The organism is Taklimakanibacter deserti, assembly GCA_003574785.1.
The window spans coordinates 140292-158507 of record QORU01000008.1 but is presented as its reverse complement, the minus strand read 5'-3'; the positions used below and the strand labels follow the sequence as shown (position 1 = coordinate 158507).

Annotated in this window: 15 protein-coding genes; 11 read left to right on the top strand and 4 right to left on the bottom strand. The window is 63.1% G+C overall.

Annotated features, from left to right (window positions below; translation table 11 throughout):
- Window positions 1-9 precede the first annotated feature (9 nt).
- Window positions 10-786, bottom strand: coding sequence for a peptidoglycan-binding protein (locus DS839_RS18045; RefSeq protein WP_368911712.1), 777 nt, complete (start codon window positions 784-786; stop codon window positions 10-12).
- 138 nt (window positions 787-924) lie between these two features.
- Between DS839_RS18045 and DS839_RS18040 the strand changes: the two genes are divergently transcribed.
- Window positions 925-1770 (top strand): hypothetical protein, encoded by an 846-nt coding sequence (locus DS839_RS18040; protein ID WP_162918631.1) that lies wholly within the window; start codon window positions 925-927, stop codon window positions 1768-1770.
- Between the two features lie 20 nt (window positions 1771-1790).
- Here the strand turns inward: DS839_RS18040 and xth are convergent, their stop codons facing one another.
- Complete coding sequence (gene xth / locus DS839_RS18035; protein WP_119271841.1) at window positions 1791-2627, bottom strand: exodeoxyribonuclease III; 837 nt, start codon at window positions 2625-2627, stop codon at window positions 1791-1793.
- A gap of 122 nt (window positions 2628-2749) precedes the next feature.
- On the opposite strand from xth, the gene DS839_RS18030 reads away from it, so the two are divergent.
- The 5 genes from DS839_RS18030 (at window position 2750) to DS839_RS18010 (ending at window position 9689) form a co-directional block, all read left to right on the top strand.
- The gene (locus DS839_RS18030) at window positions 2750-4174 is read left to right on the top strand and encodes a malonyl-CoA decarboxylase (RefSeq protein ID WP_119272073.1); all 1425 of its coding nucleotides are present in this window, start codon (window positions 2750-2752) and stop codon (window positions 4172-4174) included.
- A 59-nt stretch (window positions 4175-4233) separates the two neighbouring features.
- Window positions 4234-5709: a malonate--CoA ligase gene (locus DS839_RS18025; RefSeq protein WP_438816535.1), complete on the top strand. Its 1476-nt coding sequence runs from the start codon at window positions 4234-4236 to the stop codon at window positions 5707-5709.
- A 330-nt stretch (window positions 5710-6039) separates the two neighbouring features.
- On the top strand, window positions 6040-7092 hold the full coding sequence (locus tag DS839_RS18020; RefSeq protein ID WP_162918630.1) for a phospholipase D-like domain-containing protein: 1053 nt from the start codon (window positions 6040-6042) through the stop codon (window positions 7090-7092).
- Window positions 7076-8353: a hypothetical protein gene (locus tag DS839_RS18015; protein WP_119271838.1), complete on the top strand. Its 1278-nt coding sequence runs from the start codon at window positions 7076-7078 to the stop codon at window positions 8351-8353. The genes DS839_RS18020 and DS839_RS18015 overlap by 17 nt, the downstream gene beginning before the upstream one ends.
- A gap of 16 nt (window positions 8354-8369) precedes the next feature.
- Window positions 8370-9689: a sugar-transfer associated ATP-grasp domain-containing protein gene (locus tag DS839_RS18010; protein ID WP_119271837.1), complete on the top strand. Its 1320-nt coding sequence runs from the start codon at window positions 8370-8372 to the stop codon at window positions 9687-9689.
- 3 nt (window positions 9690-9692) lie between these two features.
- On the opposite strand, the gene DS839_RS18005 is transcribed toward DS839_RS18010, so the two are convergent.
- The gene (locus tag DS839_RS18005; protein WP_162918629.1) at window positions 9693-11900 is read right to left on the bottom strand and encodes a SulP family inorganic anion transporter; all 2208 of its coding nucleotides are present in this window, start codon (window positions 11898-11900) and stop codon (window positions 9693-9695) included.
- A gap of 269 nt (window positions 11901-12169) precedes the next feature.
- On the opposite strand from DS839_RS18005, the gene ku reads away from it, so the two are divergent.
- The 4 genes from ku to DS839_RS36560 all read left to right on the top strand — a co-directional run bounded on the left by ku (window position 12170) and on the right by DS839_RS36560 (window position 16090).
- Window positions 12170-13009 (top strand): non-homologous end joining protein Ku, encoded by an 840-nt coding sequence (gene ku, locus DS839_RS18000; protein WP_119271835.1) that lies wholly within the window; start codon window positions 12170-12172, stop codon window positions 13007-13009.
- A gap of 99 nt (window positions 13010-13108) precedes the next feature.
- Window positions 13109-14632: an acyl--CoA ligase gene (locus tag DS839_RS17995; RefSeq protein WP_119272072.1), complete on the top strand. Its 1524-nt coding sequence runs from the start codon at window positions 13109-13111 to the stop codon at window positions 14630-14632.
- Window positions 14632-15609 carry a 2-dehydropantoate 2-reductase gene (locus DS839_RS17990; protein ID WP_119271834.1) on the top strand — a complete coding sequence of 326 codons (978 nt, stop codon included), beginning with the start codon at window positions 14632-14634 and terminating at the stop codon, window positions 15607-15609. The genes DS839_RS17995 and DS839_RS17990 overlap by 1 nt, the downstream gene beginning before the upstream one ends.
- Before the next feature lie 133 nt (window positions 15610-15742).
- A complete protein-coding gene (locus DS839_RS36560; RefSeq protein ID WP_162918628.1) occupies window positions 15743-16090 on the top strand; it encodes a protamine-2 (modular protein) in 348 nt (115 codons plus the stop codon).
- A 51-nt stretch (window positions 16091-16141) separates the two neighbouring features.
- Here DS839_RS36560 and DS839_RS17980 read toward each other — a convergent pair whose 3' ends face one another.
- Window positions 16142-16825: a GntR family transcriptional regulator gene (locus tag DS839_RS17980; protein ID WP_119271832.1), complete on the bottom strand. Its 684-nt coding sequence runs from the start codon at window positions 16823-16825 to the stop codon at window positions 16142-16144.
- A gap of 260 nt (window positions 16826-17085) precedes the next feature.
- On the opposite strand from DS839_RS17980, the gene DS839_RS17975 reads away from it, so the two are divergent.
- Window positions 17086-18171 carry a sugar ABC transporter substrate-binding protein gene (locus DS839_RS17975; protein ID WP_438816534.1) on the top strand — a complete coding sequence of 362 codons (1086 nt, stop codon included), beginning with the start codon at window positions 17086-17088 and terminating at the stop codon, window positions 18169-18171.
- Window positions 18172-18216 lie beyond the last annotated feature (45 nt).

The following is an 18216-nucleotide window of genomic DNA, read 5'->3' as shown; positions in this document are numbered from 1 at the left end:
TTGACCGACTTATGGCGTGAGCGCCACCAGGCGATTCCAGGTAGCCTTTCCGACGATGCCATCTGGGGAAAGACCCTCCCTCCCTTGGAATGCGATCACCGCGCGATGGGTCGCCTGTCCGAATATGCCATCCGGCCCAAGCTGCGCGCCCAGCTTGTTGAGCCGCTTCTGCAGTTCCACAATGTTCTCTCCGCGATCGCCGATCATCATCTTGACCGTCGAAGCCGGCGTGTGGCCAGGCAGGAGCAACCCGTCGTCATGCCACCTCTTTAGCAGCTGCTGGCTGATTTCGAAATGCATCCCGTCTTCGGTCGGGAATGTCGCGCCCCAAAACCACTTGTGACGGTTGAAAATCGGCGCAATCAGGGTAAGGCCGAACTGGACCTTGTTGTTGCCGCGGGCATCGAGCACGCCGCCGATCGTGAGATCGATAGCCGTGCCCCATGAATGATTGCTCACAGAGGACGCCGAGCCCCGCACCAGCCGGCAGCACAGCATTCCGGCGGTGCCCAATGCGGCATGCACATTCGGCTGCTCGGCCTTGATATCGTTCATCACTTTTTTCAACGACTCGACGGCGAGATCGAAGCCCGTGACCTTGAAGGGCCCGACACTGACGCCCGACACGATCCGGGCCTTCAGGCTCGCGTTGGTCATCGGCCGGCAGTCCTGCGCATAGTTCTGGCGCGGATTACCGAGCAGCGACAGCATAAAAGCATTGCGGGTTCCGCTCAGACCTTGATTGACGCCGCTTGGAACCGACACAAGATCCTTCAGCCCTGGCATGCGCATCTCCATCGAAATAGAGCCAGCCCCCTCAGGCTTACCCTAGGCGACGTCGGACACGCAATATGTGACATTACTCACAGCAAACCGCTTTTTCCTTGGGTTAATGTCGCCCCAGACACAGGCGAGGAGACGGCCATGGCTTCGTCAGTACCGAAGAACATGTTCACGGCGGCGGAAATCAGCAAGCATCGCAACACGCTCGACACTTTTACCGACGCCGCGGCCGATTTCCTCGATTGGGTCTATGCCGACCACAAGGCGTTTTTCAAGAAATGGGGCGTTTCCAAGTACTATGGCGACCGCAAGCCCGAGCACCGCACTCACGAGCTGCGCGTCCGGCAGCTCAAGAAGTTCGGTAAGCCGACTTTCCTGGCGGATCAACAGGTTGCCACCGCCTGCATTCTCCTTGCCATGCAATCCATGGAGCGCGGCTTCAATGCCACCGGCATGGCGCCGACCTGGAAGAAGATCGACAATCAACTAAAAATCGACGAGAAGCTCTACGGCACCGATCTTCAGATCATGCTTCAGCAGCTCGGCTGGAAGATCTACTACTGGAATCCCGACCCTTCCAAGAATGCCGAGTGGGATGCGGAGGACCAGGCGTTGACCCCGCTGAAGCCGGGACGCAAATGGATGCCGGTCTGGGGCGGCCACGCGCTGCGCCATGCGAGCGTCAAGAATCAGGGTGTCTACTACGATGCCAAGGTCGACAATTCCACGGCCCTGGTGGGCTTCAAGAAGGTCCAGCCTCCGGCATTCAAGAACGTGCCAATATTCGTCGGCATCGCCCATGCGGGCTACCATGTCTTCCCGGGCCGGAGCGGTGACGTGATCGAAGCCCACTCGATGCGCCAGATGATCGCCGAGGACAATATCGAGGTGGCGCCGTTCAATCCGCTGGCGACGGGCGGCGCACCGCGGTGGACGAAGACCGAGAAATACCGCTCCGGCCTCATCGCCGTGCCGGAGGATTTCTGACAGAGAAAATTTTCGGCCGGTCAGCGCGGGATCCGGCGCTTTGACGTCAGTCCTTTCTTCGCCGGCGGCGCGCGGCGTGAGGTCTGATCCCCTATTTCGATCCAGGCCGGAGCGTGATCGCTCGTCTTTTCCCAACCGCGCACCGCGCGATCGACGCCGCCCGCCGTGAGGCGTCTTGCGAGGGCGCCACTCAACAGGAAATGGTCGATGCGCAGGCCGGCATCGCGGGCAAAGGCGTTCCTGAAATAATCCCAGAATGTGTAGATGCGCTCGGTCGGATGAAGCCGGCGCAGGGCATCCGTCCAGCCCAGCGCCACGAGACGATGGAAGGCGTCGCGCACTTCGGGACGGAAAAGCGCATCGTCCACCCAGCGCTCCGGCTTGTAGACGTCGATATCCGCCGGCATGACATTATAGTCGCCGACCAGGACAGCGGGCAGCTTCGCGGCCTGCAACTCCCCGGCATGGGCGATGAGACGCTCGAACCATTTGAGCTTGTAGTCGAATTTCGGTCCCGGCGCCGGATTGCCGTTCGGCATATAGAGGCAGCCGATCAGGATGCCGTCGATGGCGGCCTCGATATAGCGGCTATGACTGTCGTCAGGATCGCCGGGAAGACCGCGGCGGGTTTCCAAGGGTGCCGCCCCGCGGGCCAGGATCGCGACCCCGTTCCAGCTCTTCTGCCCCTGCCAGATGGCGCCATAGCCCGCCTTCTCGAGCGCTCCTTGCGGAAACTTGTCGTCGGATGCTTTCAATTCCTGCAGACAGACCACATCCGGCTGGGCTTGCGCAAGCCAGCGGAGCAAGACCTGAAGCCGGCCATTGATGCCGTTCACGTTGAAAGTCGCGATTTTCATGCGATCGCCCTCACCCCTGCCCTTCTGCACCGCTCCGAAGCGACATCTTAGCTCAGATTGTGCAAACCGCTTCTGCTCTTCCCATATCTAGGCGAATATTGGCCAAGCGCTGGGAGACGGGCATGACCACTATTCGCCAAGAGAATGCCTTTTGGAGCGATCTCCTCACCAAGATTGCCGAACGCGGCCGGCAGTGGCTCGGCAGGCCGACCGCATCCGATGCGTCATCGCCGGCACGGATGGGCGAGCTCGCCGCCAGCCTCATCTCGACCAAGGGCGAAGCCTCGGGCGTCGCTTTGGCGCAGAGCCTGGTCGAGCAGTGGAAGATCATGGACATGCAAGCCCGCCATGCCTGGTTCGAAATGCTGGCGGAGCGTTTCGGGCCCGACAAGGAGGCGCTTGCCGCAGCCGTCACGGCCTGGCAGGCGGAGCCGACGCCGGAAGCAGCACAGAAACTGCACGAGGCCGCCGAGCCCTTGCGCCAGGAGCTCTTGCGCCGCATCAATCTGGCGCCCGGCGGCACGGCCGCCCTCGTCGACATGCGCGAAACGCTGCTCGGCCTCGTGAAGTCCAACCCCTCGCTCGCCGCGGTCGATGCCGATTTCGTCCATCTCCTCGCCTCGTGGTTCAACCGCGGCTTCCTGCTCCTGCGCCCGATCGACTGGACGTCGCCCGCCGACATCCTCGAAAAGATCATCCATTACGAGGCGGTGCACGAGATCAAGGATTGGGACGACCTGCGCCGGAGGCTCAAGCCCCAAGACCGGCGCTGCTTCGCCTTCTTTCATCCGCAGATGCCGCATGAGCCTTTGATCTTTGTCGAGATCGCTCTCACCTCCGGCATTCCCGGCGATATCGGGCAGCTCTTGAGCGAGGATCGCGCCGCGATCGATCTCAGTTCCGCCGATACGGCCGTTTTCTATTCCATCTCGAACACGCAAGTCGGCTTGAAGGGCGTTTCCTTCGGCAATTTCCTCATCAAGCAGGTGGTGGAGGAATTGCTGCGCGACATGCCTAGGCTCAAGACCTTCGTCACGCTCTCGCCGCTGCCGGGCTTCGCCTCCTGGCTCAAGACCGAGCGGCAGGATGGTGCCACAGCACTCGCCTCCTTGCCGAATCTCGACCGGCTCGCGGCACTCGACGAGAAGGACTGGCACGAGCATCCGGAAACGAGAGCCGAGATCGCGCCCCTCCTCCAGCAGGCCGCGGCCATCTATCTGGTGCAGGCGAAGGCCGCGAACGGAAGGCCTCTCGATCCTGTGGCCAGATTCCATCTCGGCAATGGCGCCAGGCTCGAGCGCATCCATGCTTCGGCGGATCTTTCGCCCCGGGGACTGCGCCAGTCGCATGGCGTCATGGTCAACTATCTCTACGACCTCCCGGCCATCGAAAAGAACCATGAAATCTACGCCGACAGCGGGGACGTCGTGCACTCTTCCGCGGTCAGGAAAATTCTGGCAAGCGACACATCCGCGGCGATAGCCCGCAATGTCCAGAATCTCCTCGGCTCCGAAAAGCCGGGAAAGAAGAGAGCCAACCGCCGATGAACTGGTCCTATGCCGACGATCCGCAGCTGCGCAACCTGCCGGCGCTGGTGCGTCACAAGATGAAGTCCCCCGACAAGATCTTCATCAGGAACGGCGACGGGCGCAACTTCACTTTCCTCGAGATCTGGGCGCTGGCCGGCCAGATGTCGAGCGCGCTCGCCGCGAGCGGTGTGCGGACCGGCGACCGCGTGGCCGTCCAGGTCGAGAAAAGCCCCGAGGCCATCACGCTCTTCCTGGCCTGCGCCAGGCTCGGCGCCATCTATCTGCCGCTCAACACCGCCTATACGCTCGCGGAAGTCGATTACTTCGCCGGCGATGCCGAACCCTCCGCCATGATCGTCATGCCGGAGCGGTTGGAGGCGATGGCAGATCTCGGCAAGCGCCATAAGGTCGGCACCATGCTCTCCCTCGGCATCACGGGCGACGGCACGTTCATGGACAAGTCACGGGCGCAACCCAAGGACTTAACGGATGCCAAGGTCGGTTGGGACGATCTCGCCGCCATTCTCTATACATCAGGCACGACTGGGCGCTCCAAGGGCGCCATGCTCACCCACGGCAATCTCACCAGCAACGCGCTCACCCTCATCGACACCTGGCGCTTCAGCGCAAGCGACGTCCTCATCCATGCCTTGCCGGTCTATCACACTCACGGGCTCTTCACCGCCACGAACACGCTGCTGCTCTCCGGCGGCACGATGCTGTTCCGGCAGAAATTCGACGCCGCCGACGTGATGCGGCTCATGCCCGAGGCCACGACGATGATGGGCGTTCCGACCTTCTACACAAGGCTTCTGCAGCATAAGGGGCTGACCCGCGAAGCAACCGCCCATATGCGCCTCTTCATCTCGGGCTCGGCCCCGCTTCTCGCCGACACGCATCGCGAATTCCGCGAGCGCACCGGTCACGCCATACTCGAGCGTTTCGGCATGACCGAGACCAATATGAACACGTCGAACCCTTACGAGGGCGAGCGCATCGCCGGCACGGTCGGACGGCCGCTCGCCGGCGTCGAGGTGCGCATCAGCGATCCCGAAAGTGGCGAGCCGCTGTCGACCGGCGAGATCGGCATGATCGAGGTGCGCGGTCCCAATGTCTTCAAGGGTTATTGGCGCATGCCGGAAAAGACGGCGTCCGAATTCCGTCGCGACGGCTTCTTTATCACCGGCGATCTCGGCCGCATCGACGAAGAAGGCTATGTGTCGATCGTCGGCCGCGGCAAGGACCTCATCATCACCGGCGGCTTCAACGTCTATCCGAAGGAAGTCGAAAGCGAGATCGACAGCATCGCAGGCGTCGTCGAATCGGCCGTCATCGGCCTGCCGCATCCCGATTTCGGCGAAGGCGTCACGGCCGTCGTGGTGCGCTCGGGCAAGGACGTGCTCGAAAAGGACATCGTCAAGACGCTCGAAAGCCGGCTCGCCAAGTTCAAGCTGCCCAAGCAAGTGATCTTCATCGACGATCTGCCGCGCAACGCCATGGGCAAGGTGCAGAAGAATATCCTGCGCCAGACCTATGCGGATCTCTATCGCTAGAACGTCACCATACTGTTGGCGAAAGCGTCAGCCATAGCGCCGGGCTTCTGTCGTAATTTTAATTACCTCTTTGTAAATACCGCCGGCGCGCTGTTTCGACTACTCTTTCCGATGGGCGGGAGACGGAGATTGATCCGAGAATGTCGATCGCTCCCCAACCACGTCGCGCGCCGCGCCAGGCAAGAGCCTTCGCTGCACCCGACCTGCCCAATCTGATCATCGCAAAATTCTCACCCGTTTACGGCCGCGGAGCAACCGCGGTCGATCATCGTATCGCGTGACATGGAAGAAGCTCGGGACGGCCGAACCCAGCACCGAAAGGCAGTGTGCATGACACGGGTTTTCTTTGGTGGTCCCGACAAGCCGGCCGGCTTCTTGCGCGATCTGCTGGCGCGGCACGTGGACGACGTGCCTCGCGGCGGCGAAATCGTGTGGTCGACATACTATTTCCGCGATCTCGCCTTGGCCGAGGCTCTCATTCGCGCCCGGCACAGAGGTGTGCGCGTCAGGCTCTGCCTCGAAGCGTCCCCCAAGGTGCGCTCCGCCAATGACATGGTCCGCCAAAGACTCGCTTCCCAAGACGGGCTGGGGGAAGGCCTGCGTCCCATACACCATCTGCTTCCGGCACATCTGCATGAGAAGATCTATGTCTTCAGCCATCCGACGCCCTTCGCTTTCGTCGGCTCGTTCAATCCATCGGGAAACATGCCGGAAGACCCGATCGTCATCCGCGAGATCGGCGATCAGGATCGCGGGCATAATTACCTGGCCGCGCTCGACGAGCCGCCGGTCGTCGAGAGCCTGAAGCAGCATGTCCTCTCGCTCTACACCGGCAAGTGGCACATGCTGGAGCACTATACCGGCTCCGCCAAGGAAGACTTGACGGGCGGACAGTTGAGCATTTTCTACTTTCCCCGATCGGACGCGTCCGTCGTCTCGCGGCTGATGAGCGAGCGGCCCTATGAGCGGGTGCGCATCGCCGTGTCGCATTTCCGTGACGGGCATCTGGCGCGCGTCCTTGCCCGCCTGGCGCGAGACGGAACCACCGTCGAGGTGATCGCGCACGATACGCTGCGGCGCGTGCCGCATCGGATCGAAGAGCGCATCACGGCGCAAGGCGCAGGATTCCTTCGCTATGCTCATCCGCTCGGCTTCCCGATGCACAGCAAATTCATCCTGCTCGCGGCGCAGGGCTTTCAGCGCGTGCTCCTCGGCAGCATGAACCTCACGCTGACATCGCGTTTGCTCAATCACGAAATCCTTGTCGTCGCCGACAATGAGCCGGCGGTCTTCGATTTGTTCAATGCCCGCTGGGAGCACATGCTGACGGAGGCCCGGAGCTTCGGCAACGGGCCCGGAGGGCAAGATGGTCGCCCTTCCTAGCCGGCAATCCGCGTGGCGACGGAGCGGTTGGCTGCCCACTCCGTTCAATCGCTGCATCCTCGTCTCGGTGCCGGACCGCTTGGACTATGCCAGGCTCGAACCGCTGCTCGCGTCCATGCGCCGGGAAAGGCTGTCCTTCCTGTTCATTCCCGGCAACAGCGCCGCGCGGCGCGATCTGATCGAGCAGTTCGGCGAGGCGGCCATCGTCGATCCGCCGTGGAACAATCGCCTGAGCAGCCTGATCTTTCTCCTGACCTCGCGCGTCAGGCTCGTCATCGGCATCGATGGCCTCAACCCTCTGCCGCACAGCCTGGTGAAGGAAGCTTACAAGCTCGGCATCGGCATCGCCGTCACCGCGGCAAGCCTGCAGGAAATCGGCGCCGACACATTGAATTTCGTCGATCTTTGGCTGCCGCATGCGGTAGCGGTTGCGCAAGCCCTGCGGGCAAGAGGCATATCGCGCGACAAGATCATCGAGGCTTTGCCTATTCCGGTCCCGCATCCGCTCGCGATCGAGCGCCTCAATTTTCTCATGGGGCGACGGCCGCCCGCCCGCAGCCTGCTCCAGACGCTGATCGCGGAGCGGCTCGACAGCCCGATCGGCCGCACCGCGCTCGGCATGCGGGCCAGACGCGTCGAGACATTGGCGGAGCTCAATGAGCGGCTGGGCCATCCACAAACCATCCTCTGTCTCGGCAATGGCCCGTCATGCGAGGACCCCGCCCTCGCCCGACATGAGTTCGACTGTCTTTTCCGCGTCAATCATCGCTGGCTCGAGCGCGGCCGCCATTGCCGTCCGCAGATGGTGTTCACGGGGCAGAAGCGAACACTGTTCACCGTCCGCAGCAAGCCGATCTTCGCCTTCCAGACCCGGCTCGCGGAGGCGCATCTCGTCACCCATCAGATCTTCAATCCGCTCTGCCGCCCCATGCGCTTCGTGACCCTCGAGCGCCTTGGCGTCCTGGGCGAGCTCGATTGCGACGGTGTCCGTCCGACGAACGGGGCGACCATGCTCGCGACCGCCGTCGCGCTCAATCCGGCCCGCCTCATCATCGCCGGCATCGACCTTTTCGCTGATCCCGCCGGCGCCTATCCGGGCGACGACAAGACCGAGAACGACTATGTCGTCGCCCATGAACGGTCGATCGAAATCGCCTTCATCCTGAAGACCCTCCAGAGCTATGGCGGAGAGCTGATCATCCTGGGCGGGCCATTGGCGACGAAGTGGGCCGCGATGCGGCGCGAGCCGTCGGCGAACTGACTTGGGGGGACGATCCATGGCCCACACCCGCAAGTCCCTGCTTACGCGCCTCGAAACGCTGGTGCAGTTTGCGCTCAATGGTTTTCCGGCGCGCTACTGCCGCAGCAGTACTCTTCAAGATCCGGATTCTCCTGCAGCCTTCATCGCCCAATGTTCCCACAAGGAGTTTCTGAATGGACTGGCGGCCATGCCGGCGGTGCAGCGGGCGATCGTCGTCTTTGTCTGGCCGCCGGCCATGGTCGTGCTCGCCGGCGCTCTCACGCTCGCCAACGGCATCCGCATCGAGCGCCGTTTCAACCGCAGCATCGCCAGGCAATTCGCCGAGCAGATGCGCCTCGCATTCGTCCACGGCGTGTCTCCTGCCCTCTACTATTACTATGAGCTGCATGAACCGGAGAACCGCCTGCGGGTGCACGAATATGTCATGCGGGCACAGCTCAAGCGCGGCGGCAACATTTATAAGCGGCTTTACCTGGAGTGTCCGCAGCGCCGTCAGCGCGCGAGCCTATTGAACAACAAGATCGCCTTCGCGCAATTCTGCCGCGATCGCGATTTGCCGACACCGCGCATCTTCGGCATCGTCGAGAACGGCATCTTCCGACGGGCTGATGCCGAGGACGAGAGCTTGCCGCGGACGAACCTCTTCATCAAGCCGGCGAACGAGAATGGCGGCGACGGCGCCGAGCGCTGGACCTATGGCGACGGCACCTACCGGGGGAAAGATCGCCGCCAGCTCAGCGAGCCGGAGCTCGCCCGTCATCTGGCCCGCGCGTCGCGCTGGGCACCGCTCCTGATCCAGGAGTGCCTGGTTAATCATCCGGAACTGCGCGACCTCACCGCCGGCGCCTTGAGCACTCTCAGGATATACACCTTCCTGAACGAGGCCGGCGAGGTGGAGCATATCTTCTCGATGCTGCGCATGTCGCGGGATTCGAGGCGCATCGTCGACAATGTCTGCCGCGGCGGACTGGCGGCGAAGGTCGATCCGGCTACCGGCACGATCGGCCCCGCCACGGATGGCGGTACGTTGGCGCGCACCGGGTGGCTCGACCGCCATCCCTTCACCGGCGCGCCGCTCTCGGGACGGCCTATCCCGTTCTGGCATGAAGCCTTGGCGCTCGCGATCTCCGCTCACCGTGAAATCGAAGCTCCGTTCATGGTCGGCTGGGACATCGCCATCACCGCGGCCGGACCTGTCATCATCGAAGGCAACAAAGCTCCCGATGTCGATATCGAGCAGCGCCTGAGCGGGCCCTGGGGCAACCAGCGCTTCGGCGAGCTCCTCGCCTATCACCTCAAGAACGCGATGCGCGACATCTCCGTCAGCCTGCCCTGACGCTCAATCGGCCAGCAGCCGGATCAGCCGGTTGGCGCTTTGCAGCCGCGACGAGAGCGCGCGGGCGATCTGGTAGTGGAAGGTCGCGGCCAAGGCCGGCACTTCGCGCTCGATCTCATCCAGCGCGGCGCGGCTCAGCATCCAGGCCTTGATCGGGCTCCTGGCGATGGCCGAGGCCGAACGCCTCTCGCCGCGATAGAACGCCATTTCGCCGAGGATCGTGCCATTGCCGAAAGCCATCAGCTTGACCGGCGGACCGTGGGCGGCCTCCAGGACCACGACTCCCTCGCCTGCCTCGATGAAATAAATGTCGTCGGCGCGCGTGCCCTGTTCGATCAGATAGCTGTCAGGCGCAAATTCGACCTCGGTGAAGTAAGGCCGCATGGCCTTCGCCAGGGTTTCGTCGCCAAGAAAGCTCGCCAGCGATCGGTCGGCGGCGGCAGGTGATGGCAAAGACGGCCCATGCGCATCCAACAGGTGCCGCTCCGCCCATTCGACGGCAGCTTCGAGATCGGGCTCGACTTGGAAGGGCCGTGTCCCGACGTCGAGCCCGCCCTTGAGCAGGCGCGCGGACGTCTCCTCGTTGAGGCCGGCGAAGACCACGACGAAATCGTGGCTGCGCGCCAGCCGCCTCAGCCGGTTGAAGCTCATGATCGCCGAGGAATCGATGCCGGATACGCGGCGAAAATCCAGAATGATGAAGCGCACCGGCACCCCAGTGCCTGCGGCGACACTGTTGGCGATGCGCTGGATGATGCGGTCGCTGGTGCCGAAGAAGACGAAGCCGGAGAGCTTCATGATCACGATCGAGGCGCCGTGATGCTCCATCAAGGCGCGATATTCGTCCGACAGCATGCGGGTCTGATAATCGCGCGCGGTGGCGACGAAGCGCACGCCCTCGACGCGGCTGTACTCGAAGACAAAAAGCAAAAGTGCCGCGAGCAGACCCGTCATGATGCCGGCGGCAAAGCCGGCGGCGACGCCCACCGCAAGGATGATCAGGATGATCGCATGCTCGCTGCGCCGCAAGGTGCGGATCGGGAGGATCACCCAATCGATCAGGCGCGAGACGCCGACCCACATCAGGAGCGCCCCGAAGAGCGGCGCCGGCGCCAGCCCCAGGAGCTGCGGCGCAAAGAGCATCGCGGCGAGCGATACGGCGCCCGTCACAAGGCCCACGGCGCGTTCCGGCGCGCCGAGCCTGACGGCAAGCAGCGTGTTCGAGATGCTGGGAAAACCCGGGACGCCGCCGACGAGGCTCGCCAGCATGTTGCCGATGCCGATGGAGCGGAGCTCGCGGTTGAGATCGACATCGCCTTTGAGCTCGAGCTCGATGCCGCTCACATTCATCATGGCGGCAGCGGCCGTCACCACCACGACGAAGGGCGCGAACAGCAAGCCGGCCCCGACGGCGCGCCAATCCACGGCGGCAAGATCGGCCAAGCCGACCGGCGGCCAGACGACGGCCTGCGTCGGCACGGCCAGGATCCAGCCGAGCTGCTGGAGCTCGGCCTGCGGAGGGCCGAGCGACAGGACCACGATATTGAACAGAACGATGACGATGAGGATGCTGAGCGGCAGCAGCATATTGGACGCGGCACGGGCATAGAGCAGCCGGATGAGCACCACGAAGGCGACGGCGAGACCGACCTTCGCCGCCGCCACAGGCTCGGCCAGCACCGACAATTGCCGGAAGTCCAGGTGATGTCCGAGAGCCGTCTCGAGGCCGCCGATCAGCAAATACCAGCCCGTGATCGCCAGGAACCCGCCGAAGACGGGGAAGGGCACGAAGCGGATGACCCGTCCGAGCCCGCCCTTGCCGAGGAGGAACATCGCAAGGCCGCCGAGCCCCGTGGTGAGGGCAATAGTGACGAGGATGGTGGCGAGGAACGCGGGCCCTTCGCGCACGGATGAAAAGGCAGCCGAGGCCGCGCCGATCACGGTGCCCAGCGCAACGACGGAGATCTCCTGCGGTGAGCTGACCTGTCCGGGAATGCCGCTGATGAAGGTCGTGGCGGCGGACAGCACCGCGGCCGCAAACAGGACGATGCCGACGATGATGGCGATCGAGCTCGCGAGATCGCCGCGGGCCAGCAATGTGGCATTGCCGATCGCCAGCACCACGACCAGGAGGCCGCAGACGAAGCCCGCCGCCGCAATGGCTGCGGCGCGCCTTGCAAGGGAAGGCGAATCCTTTTGCGAAACCGACATAAGCACGAGCCCCCGGCAATTTCCCTCGGACCCACACATGGGTCCGAAGGCGGCTGCCAAGGAACCCGTCCCTCCCCGCGCCTCGGCAGCTCTCGCGGACACTCTACCCTTGGGTCGACAAGGAGGAAATGGATCATTGCTGCGCCAGAGGCCTTGGTCACGGGTGGCCAAAAACCTTCACAAGTTGTAAAAGTTCCCAGACTAAGCTGCTCGTCTTGACCATCACCTTAGGTAAGCAACCCCCTGTCCGTTGAGAGTGAGTAACCGCCATGGCACCCGCAGGCCGTCCCTATTGGAAAGGCTTCATCCGCCTGTCGCTGGTCCAGGTCGGCGTTCAGATCTACAGCGCCGTCGAACCCTCGAGCACCGGCCTCAACCAGATCCACAAGCCTTCCGGCAAAAGGGTCAGCTACACCAAGACCGTGCCCGGCGTCGGCCCGGTGGAGGAGGCCGACATCGTCAAGGGCTATCAAGTCAGCGAAGATGTCTATGTCGTGCTCGAGCCGGATGAGCTCGATGCGGTGCGGCTCGACAGCAAGAAGACGCTCGACCTCCAGGAATTCGTGTCGGTCGAGGACATCGATCCGCGCTATTTCGAGGCGCCCTATTATCTCATTCCCGAAGACGAGTTCCAGACCGAGGGCTATCGCGTCATCCAGGCAGCGCTTGCCTCGAAACGCAAGCTCGGCATCGGCCAGATCACCATGTCGGGCCGGGAATATCTGGCGGCGGTGGGCGCGCTCGATGAGGGCCTTGCACTCTACATATTGCGCTATGCCAATGAGATCCGGGCGGCGGACAAATATTTCGCCGACATCCCGGAAGCCAAGGTCGATCCCGAAATGGTCGATCTCGCCACCAAGCTGATCGCCGACAATACCTCCAAGTTCAATCCCGGCCAGTTCCACAACACCTATGCGGTCAGATTGAACGAGCTCGTCCAGCAGAAGGCCAAAGGCAAGAAGCTCGTCGTCAAGGCCGAGGAAGACCGGCCGAAGGGCTCGAATGTCGTCGACCTCATGGATGCGCTGCGCAAGAGCGTGAAGGGCGACAAGTCGAGCGACAAGCCGGCGCCCGCCAAGAAGGGCGGCGGCGGGCGGAAGAAATAGCGCGCCGCCCAACTTTGCGACGCTGCGCCAATTTGACAAAAGGCCAATTCCCCGCTTTGAGAAGCTGGACAGCCCAAACAATGTCCAGCGAGGTTCATGATGGCCGATGATTTCCGCACCTTGAGCGAGCTCTTCGGGTGCGGTTCTGGTGATGCCCCCGCCATTTCAGCTCCCGGTCGTCCGGCCTTGACCTATGAGGGGTTGCGACGGCTCGCGGCCACAACGACGAAGACCTTGAACGCATTGGGCATCGGCCGCAACGACCGGCTCGCCATCGTGCTGCCCAACGGTCCCGAAATGGCGACGGCGTTCCTCGCGATCGGTGCCGCCGCCACGACGGCGCCGCTCAACCCTGCCTACAAGGTCGAGGAGCTCGATTTCTATCTCAAGGATCTCGCTGCCAAGGCGCTGATCGTCGATGCCGAAGGCCATGCGGCGGCCGAGCAGGCGGCCAGGCAGCTCGGCATTCCGGTGCTGCGCCTCGTCACCGACAAGGCGACGGCCGCCGGCGATTTCCGCCTCGAGGGCCAGAGTCTCGGCAAGGCGAAGCTCGAAGGACCGGCGGAGCCCGACGACATCGCGCTCATCCTTCATACGTCCGGCACGACATCACGTCCGAAGATCGTGCCCTTGAGCCAGGTCAATGTCACGGCCTCGGCGCGGCATATACGTGCATCGCTGGCGCTGACCAACGCCGATCGCTGCCTCAATGTCATGCCGCTCTTCCATATCCACGGCCTCATCGCCGCCGTGCTCTCCTCGCTTTCGGCCGGCGCCTCGATCTTCTGCACGCCGGGCTTCAATGCCCTCAATTTCTTCAGCCTGCTCGATGAGGCGGAACCCTCCTGGTACACGGCCGTGCCGACCATGCATCAGGCCATTCTCTCGCGTGCTTCGCGCAATGCCGACAGCATCGCAAAGGCCAAGCTGCGCTTCGTCCGCTCCTCCTCCTCATCGCTGCCGCCGCAGGTGATGGCCGAGCTCGAAAGCGTCTTCGGCTGTCCGGTGATCGAAGCCTATGGCATGACGGAAGCGGCGCATCAGATGGCCTCGAATCCGTTGCCGCCCTTGAAGCGCATCGCCGGCAGCGTCGGCCTCGCGGCGGGACCCGACGTCGCCATCATGGACAATGCGGGCAAGCTGCTTGAGGCCGGCGAGACCGGCGAGATCGTCATCCGCGGCCCCAATGTCACCAAAGGCTACGAGAACAACCCGAAGGCCAATGCGGAAGCCTTCGCCCATGGCTGGTTCCATACCGGCGATCAGGGCACAATGGATGGTGAGGGCTATGTGCGCATCACCGGCAGGCTCAAGGAGATCATCAATCGCGGCGGCGAAAAGGTGTCGCCGCGCGAAGTGGACGAGGTCCTGATGGATCATCCGGCGGTGCAGCAGGTCGTGACCTTCGCCATGCCGCATGACAAGCTCGGCGAAGAGGTCGCCGCGGCCGTCGTGCTGCGGGAAGGCCAAACGGCGAGCGAGCGCGAGATCAGAGACTTCGCGGCGAGCCGGCTCGCGGGATTCAAGGTGCCGCGCAAGCTCGTCTTCCTCGACGAGATCCCGAAGGGCGCCACTGGAAAATTGCAGCGCATCGGCCTCGCGGCAAAGCTGGGGCTCGGCTGATGCGCATTTGCGTCTTTGGCGCCGGCGCCATTGGCGGGCTCGTCGGCGCGAGGCTCGCCCGGCAAGGCGACGCGGAGGTAAGCCTGATCGCGCGAGGGCCCCATCTCGCCGCCATGCGCGAGAACGGCCTGACGCTCAAGGACGAAAGCGGCGAGACCAGGGTGAAGGTGCAGGCCACCGACAAGCCCCAGGAGCTCGGCCCTCAGGATTACGTGTTCCTGGCGCTGAAAGCGCATTCGCTGCCCGGCATCCTCGACAGCCTCAAGCCATTGCTCGGACCCGACACGGCGGTGGTCACCGCGCAGAACGGTGTCCCCTGGTGGTATTTCTACAAGCATGGCGGCGTCCATGAAGGCTTGCGGGTCGAGGCCGTCGATCCGCAAGGGCGATTGTGGGACGGAATCGGACCCGAGCGGGTGATCGGTTGCGTCGTGCACCCCGCCGCCGAGATCGAAGCGCCCGGCATCATCCGTCATATCGAGGGCGACCGCCTGCCGCTGGGCGAGCCTTCGGGCGAGAAGACAGAGCGCACCGCGAGTTTGGCCAAGGCGCTCATCGCCGCCGGATTCAAGGCGCCCATTCGCCCGCAGATCCGCAATGAGATCTGGGTGAAGCTGTGGGGCAATCTCTCGCTCAACCCGGTGTCGGCACTGACCGGCGGAACGCTCGAGCAGATCTGCCGCGATCCCGGAACCCGCGCCATCATCCGCGCCATGATGGTCGAGGCCGAGGCGATCGGCAAAAAGCTCGGCGCCAGCTTCGGTGTCGATGTCGATCGCCGCATCGCCGGCGCCGAGGCGGTGGGCGCGCACAAGACCTCCATGCTGCAGGATCTTGAGCTCGGCCGGCCGATGGAGGTCGATGCGCTGGTGACGGCGGTGCAGGAGCTTGGCCGTCTCACCCAGACGCCGACACCGACGATCGATATCGTGCAGTCGCTCATCAAGCAGCGCGCCGAACTCGCCGGCTGCCTCTAAGTAATCACCACACAAAAATTTGTTCCCGCGACTCTCGCGAATTTGGGTCGAATTTGCGTGCAATCTGGAACATTCCCTTTGCCGCCTCGTTAGTGTTCCGCCGTTCGTGAACATTGTCTGGAGGAGTTTGGGAATGGATCGAAGAGTGCTTGTAAAGAGTCTGTTTGGCATCGCCGGCGCGGGCGCACTTGCCGTTATGCTGCCGCCCCAGGCCGAGGCATTGGTAGGTCTGCGACCGAATGATCCCGCGCCAGATTCGAATGTCCTTCCCGATCTCGAAGAGCTGAAAGCAGGCCCGGAAGGCAGCGAGGCGTCGGAGGAAGGCGTACAGCTTGCGCAATATTACTATCGGCGCCGTCGCAGACGTCGCCGCCGCCATCGGCGGTATCGCTGGCGCAATTACTGCCGGCGTTATTGGAACGGCTGGCGTTACCGCAGCCGTTGCCGCCGCAGGCGAGTTGGGTTCTGGATCTGGCTCTGATGATGTAGGCGAGGAGCGAACCACTTCGGGGTTCGCTCCTCTTGCACTATTTCACGGGCTCACCAGCCCGAGCAGCACCTGATAGGCATCCTCGATATCGGCACGCACCGCATCGGCGACCTGCTTCTCGTTGCGCGCCTTCAACCCGTCGACCATTACCTGGTGATGGGTGTTCGAGACTTCATAGTTGCCCGAGCCGCGCAGCAGGTTGAAATACGGGCTGATCTGCAGCCAGAGATCCTCGATGATGGTGATGAGCCTCTCGGAGCGCGCGGCGCGATAGATGGCAAAATGGAAAGCGTGGTTGGCCCGGAGGAACGAGCGGACATCGCCCTTGGCATTGGCCAGCCCGAGCTTGCGATAGACGTCCTCGATGCCGAGCAATTCCGCATCGGTGATGTTGCGCGTCGCCCAGGTCGCGGCCAACCCCTCGATCTCGCGGCGGACATTGCGCAGGTCGTTGAGGCTCGCGCGGTTGAGCCGCGGAATGCCGATCGAGCGGCCCGACACCACCGTCAGGGCCTTGGCGGCGGTCAGGCGCTTGAGCGCCTCGCGCACCGGCATGTGGCTGACCTCGCAGGCATCGGCCAGCGACTGGATGGTGACGAGCTGGCCCGGCGCGATCTCGCCGTCGAGAATGAGATCGCAGACCCGGCGATAGACCCGGTCCTGCAAGGTCTCGCGATTGAGAGGGACAACTTTCAGACTGGTCTTGGTGTGGGGAGCGCCTGCCATTTCCCTTGTCCGCCATCAGGCCTGTCGACCTGACATTTCATGAAGATTCGTCTCGAGAGCAAGCATGGCTTGCGCCCGTCTTTCGCGAAAATTTCTACAACCAAAAATAAATCATTGATCTTTGATCAAAACAAGGAAATTATCCTGCCCTCATCCCCGGAAAGATCAAGAGAAACTGGGGAAGACGGCCGTTCAAACTCAAGGGAGGTTACCAAATGAGGATTTCTGCCCGGCTCAAGAAACTTGCTCTATCGACGGTGATGGCCGCTGGCCTCATCACCGCCGCCGGCACCGCCGATGCCGCCGAGAAGCACAAGATCTTTCTCAGCATGAGCTTCATCGGCAATGACTGGCAGGCGGAAGCGGCCAATATGGTCAAGGCGATGGCCGCCCATAAGAGCATGGCCGACAAGGTCGACCTGCAAGTGCAAGTGGCCGGGCCCAATGCGCAGCGCCAGATCCAGCAGATCAATGCCATGGTGCAAGCGGGCGCCGAGGCGATCGTGATCTTCCCGATCTCGCCCACCGCGCTCAATCAGGTGGTCAAGAACGCCTGCGACAAGGGTGTGAAAGTCTTCGCCTATGACGCCGAGATCACCGAGCCCTGCGCCTACAATATCTCGATCGACCAGGAGGAAGCGGGCCGCGTCACCGCCGAATGGCTGGTCAAGAAGCTCGACGGCAAGGGCGACATCGTGCTCATCACCGGCGTGCCCGGCACCTCGGTCGACAATCTGCGCACCAAGGCTGCCAAGGAAGTCTTCGCCAAGAACCCTGGGATCAAGATCGTCGGCGAGTCGGTCGGCATGTGGAGCCAGGCCGTCGCACGAACCGAACTGTCGAAGATCACGGCGACGCGCAACTGGGACCAGATCAGCGGCCTGTGGATGCAGGTCGGATGCTTCACCGCGAATTCCATGCAGCTCGAGGCGGGCAAGAAGCCTGAGCAATTGCTGCCCTGTGCCGGTGAAGGATCGAATGGCGGCCGCGTCCAAATGCTCCCCATCGGCACCGAAGTGGAAGGCGCTGCCTCACCCTATGCGCCGCTCGGCGCGCCGCGCATTTCCTATGCATCGCCGCCCTATTCCGGCGGCCTGGCTTTGAAGCTCGCGGTCCAGGCGCTGGAAGGCAAGGAGGTGCCGAAGAAGGTCACGCTGCCTTTGCCGCTCGTCACCAATGAGACGATCAAATTGTGCAAGGAAGGCACCTGGCAGGAAATGAAGGACGGCTGCAATGCCTTCCTGCCTTCGCTCGTCTCCAATCCGGGCTGGTTCGCCTCGATCTTCTCCGAGGAAACCCCGGAAATCGGCCTCAACGCCGCCCTCGTCGGCCAGCCGGAAAACTGAGACACTGTCTTTTGAGGGGCGGTCGGGACCGCCCCTCTCGGGACA

Excerpts from the sequence above, each read along its gene's own strand:
- DS839_RS18020 (WP_162918630.1), top strand. The coding sequence starts at position 6,040 with ATGACACGGGTTTTCTTTGGTGGTCCCGACAAGCCGGCCGGCTTCTTG.
- DS839_RS18015 (WP_119271838.1), top strand. The coding sequence starts at position 7,076 with ATGGTCGCCCTTCCTAGCCGGCAATCCGCGTGGCGACGGAGCGGTTGG.
- DS839_RS18010 (WP_119271837.1), top strand. The coding sequence starts at position 8,370 with ATGGCCCACACCCGCAAGTCCCTGCTTACGCGCCTCGAAACGCTGGTG.
- ku (WP_119271835.1), top strand. The coding sequence starts at position 12,170 with ATGGCACCCGCAGGCCGTCCCTATTGGAAAGGCTTCATCCGCCTGTCG.
- DS839_RS18025 (WP_438816535.1), top strand. The coding sequence starts at position 4,234 with ATGAAGTCCCCCGACAAGATCTTCATCAGGAACGGCGACGGGCGCAAC.
- DS839_RS18040 (WP_162918631.1), top strand. The coding sequence starts at position 925 with ATGGCTTCGTCAGTACCGAAGAACATGTTCACGGCGGCGGAAATCAGC.
- DS839_RS17980 (WP_119271832.1), bottom strand. The coding sequence starts at position 16,825 with ATGGCAGGCGCTCCCCACACCAAGACCAGTCTGAAAGTTGTCCCTCTC.
- DS839_RS17995 (WP_119272072.1), top strand. The coding sequence starts at position 13,109 with ATGGCCGATGATTTCCGCACCTTGAGCGAGCTCTTCGGGTGCGGTTCT.
- DS839_RS17990 (WP_119271834.1), top strand. The coding sequence starts at position 14,632 with ATGCGCATTTGCGTCTTTGGCGCCGGCGCCATTGGCGGGCTCGTCGGC.
- DS839_RS18030 (WP_119272073.1), top strand. The coding sequence starts at position 2,750 with ATGACCACTATTCGCCAAGAGAATGCCTTTTGGAGCGATCTCCTCACC.
- DS839_RS17975 (WP_438816534.1), top strand. The coding sequence starts at position 17,086 with ATGGCCGCTGGCCTCATCACCGCCGCCGGCACCGCCGATGCCGCCGAG.
- DS839_RS18045 (WP_368911712.1), bottom strand. The coding sequence starts at position 786 with ATGCCAGGGCTGAAGGATCTTGTGTCGGTTCCAAGCGGCGTCAATCAA.
- xth (WP_119271841.1), bottom strand. The coding sequence starts at position 2,627 with ATGAAAATCGCGACTTTCAACGTGAACGGCATCAATGGCCGGCTTCAG.
- DS839_RS18005 (WP_162918629.1), bottom strand. The coding sequence starts at position 11,900 with ATGTCGGTTTCGCAAAAGGATTCGCCTTCCCTTGCAAGGCGCGCCGCA.
- DS839_RS36560 (WP_162918628.1), top strand. The coding sequence starts at position 15,743 with ATGGATCGAAGAGTGCTTGTAAAGAGTCTGTTTGGCATCGCCGGCGCG.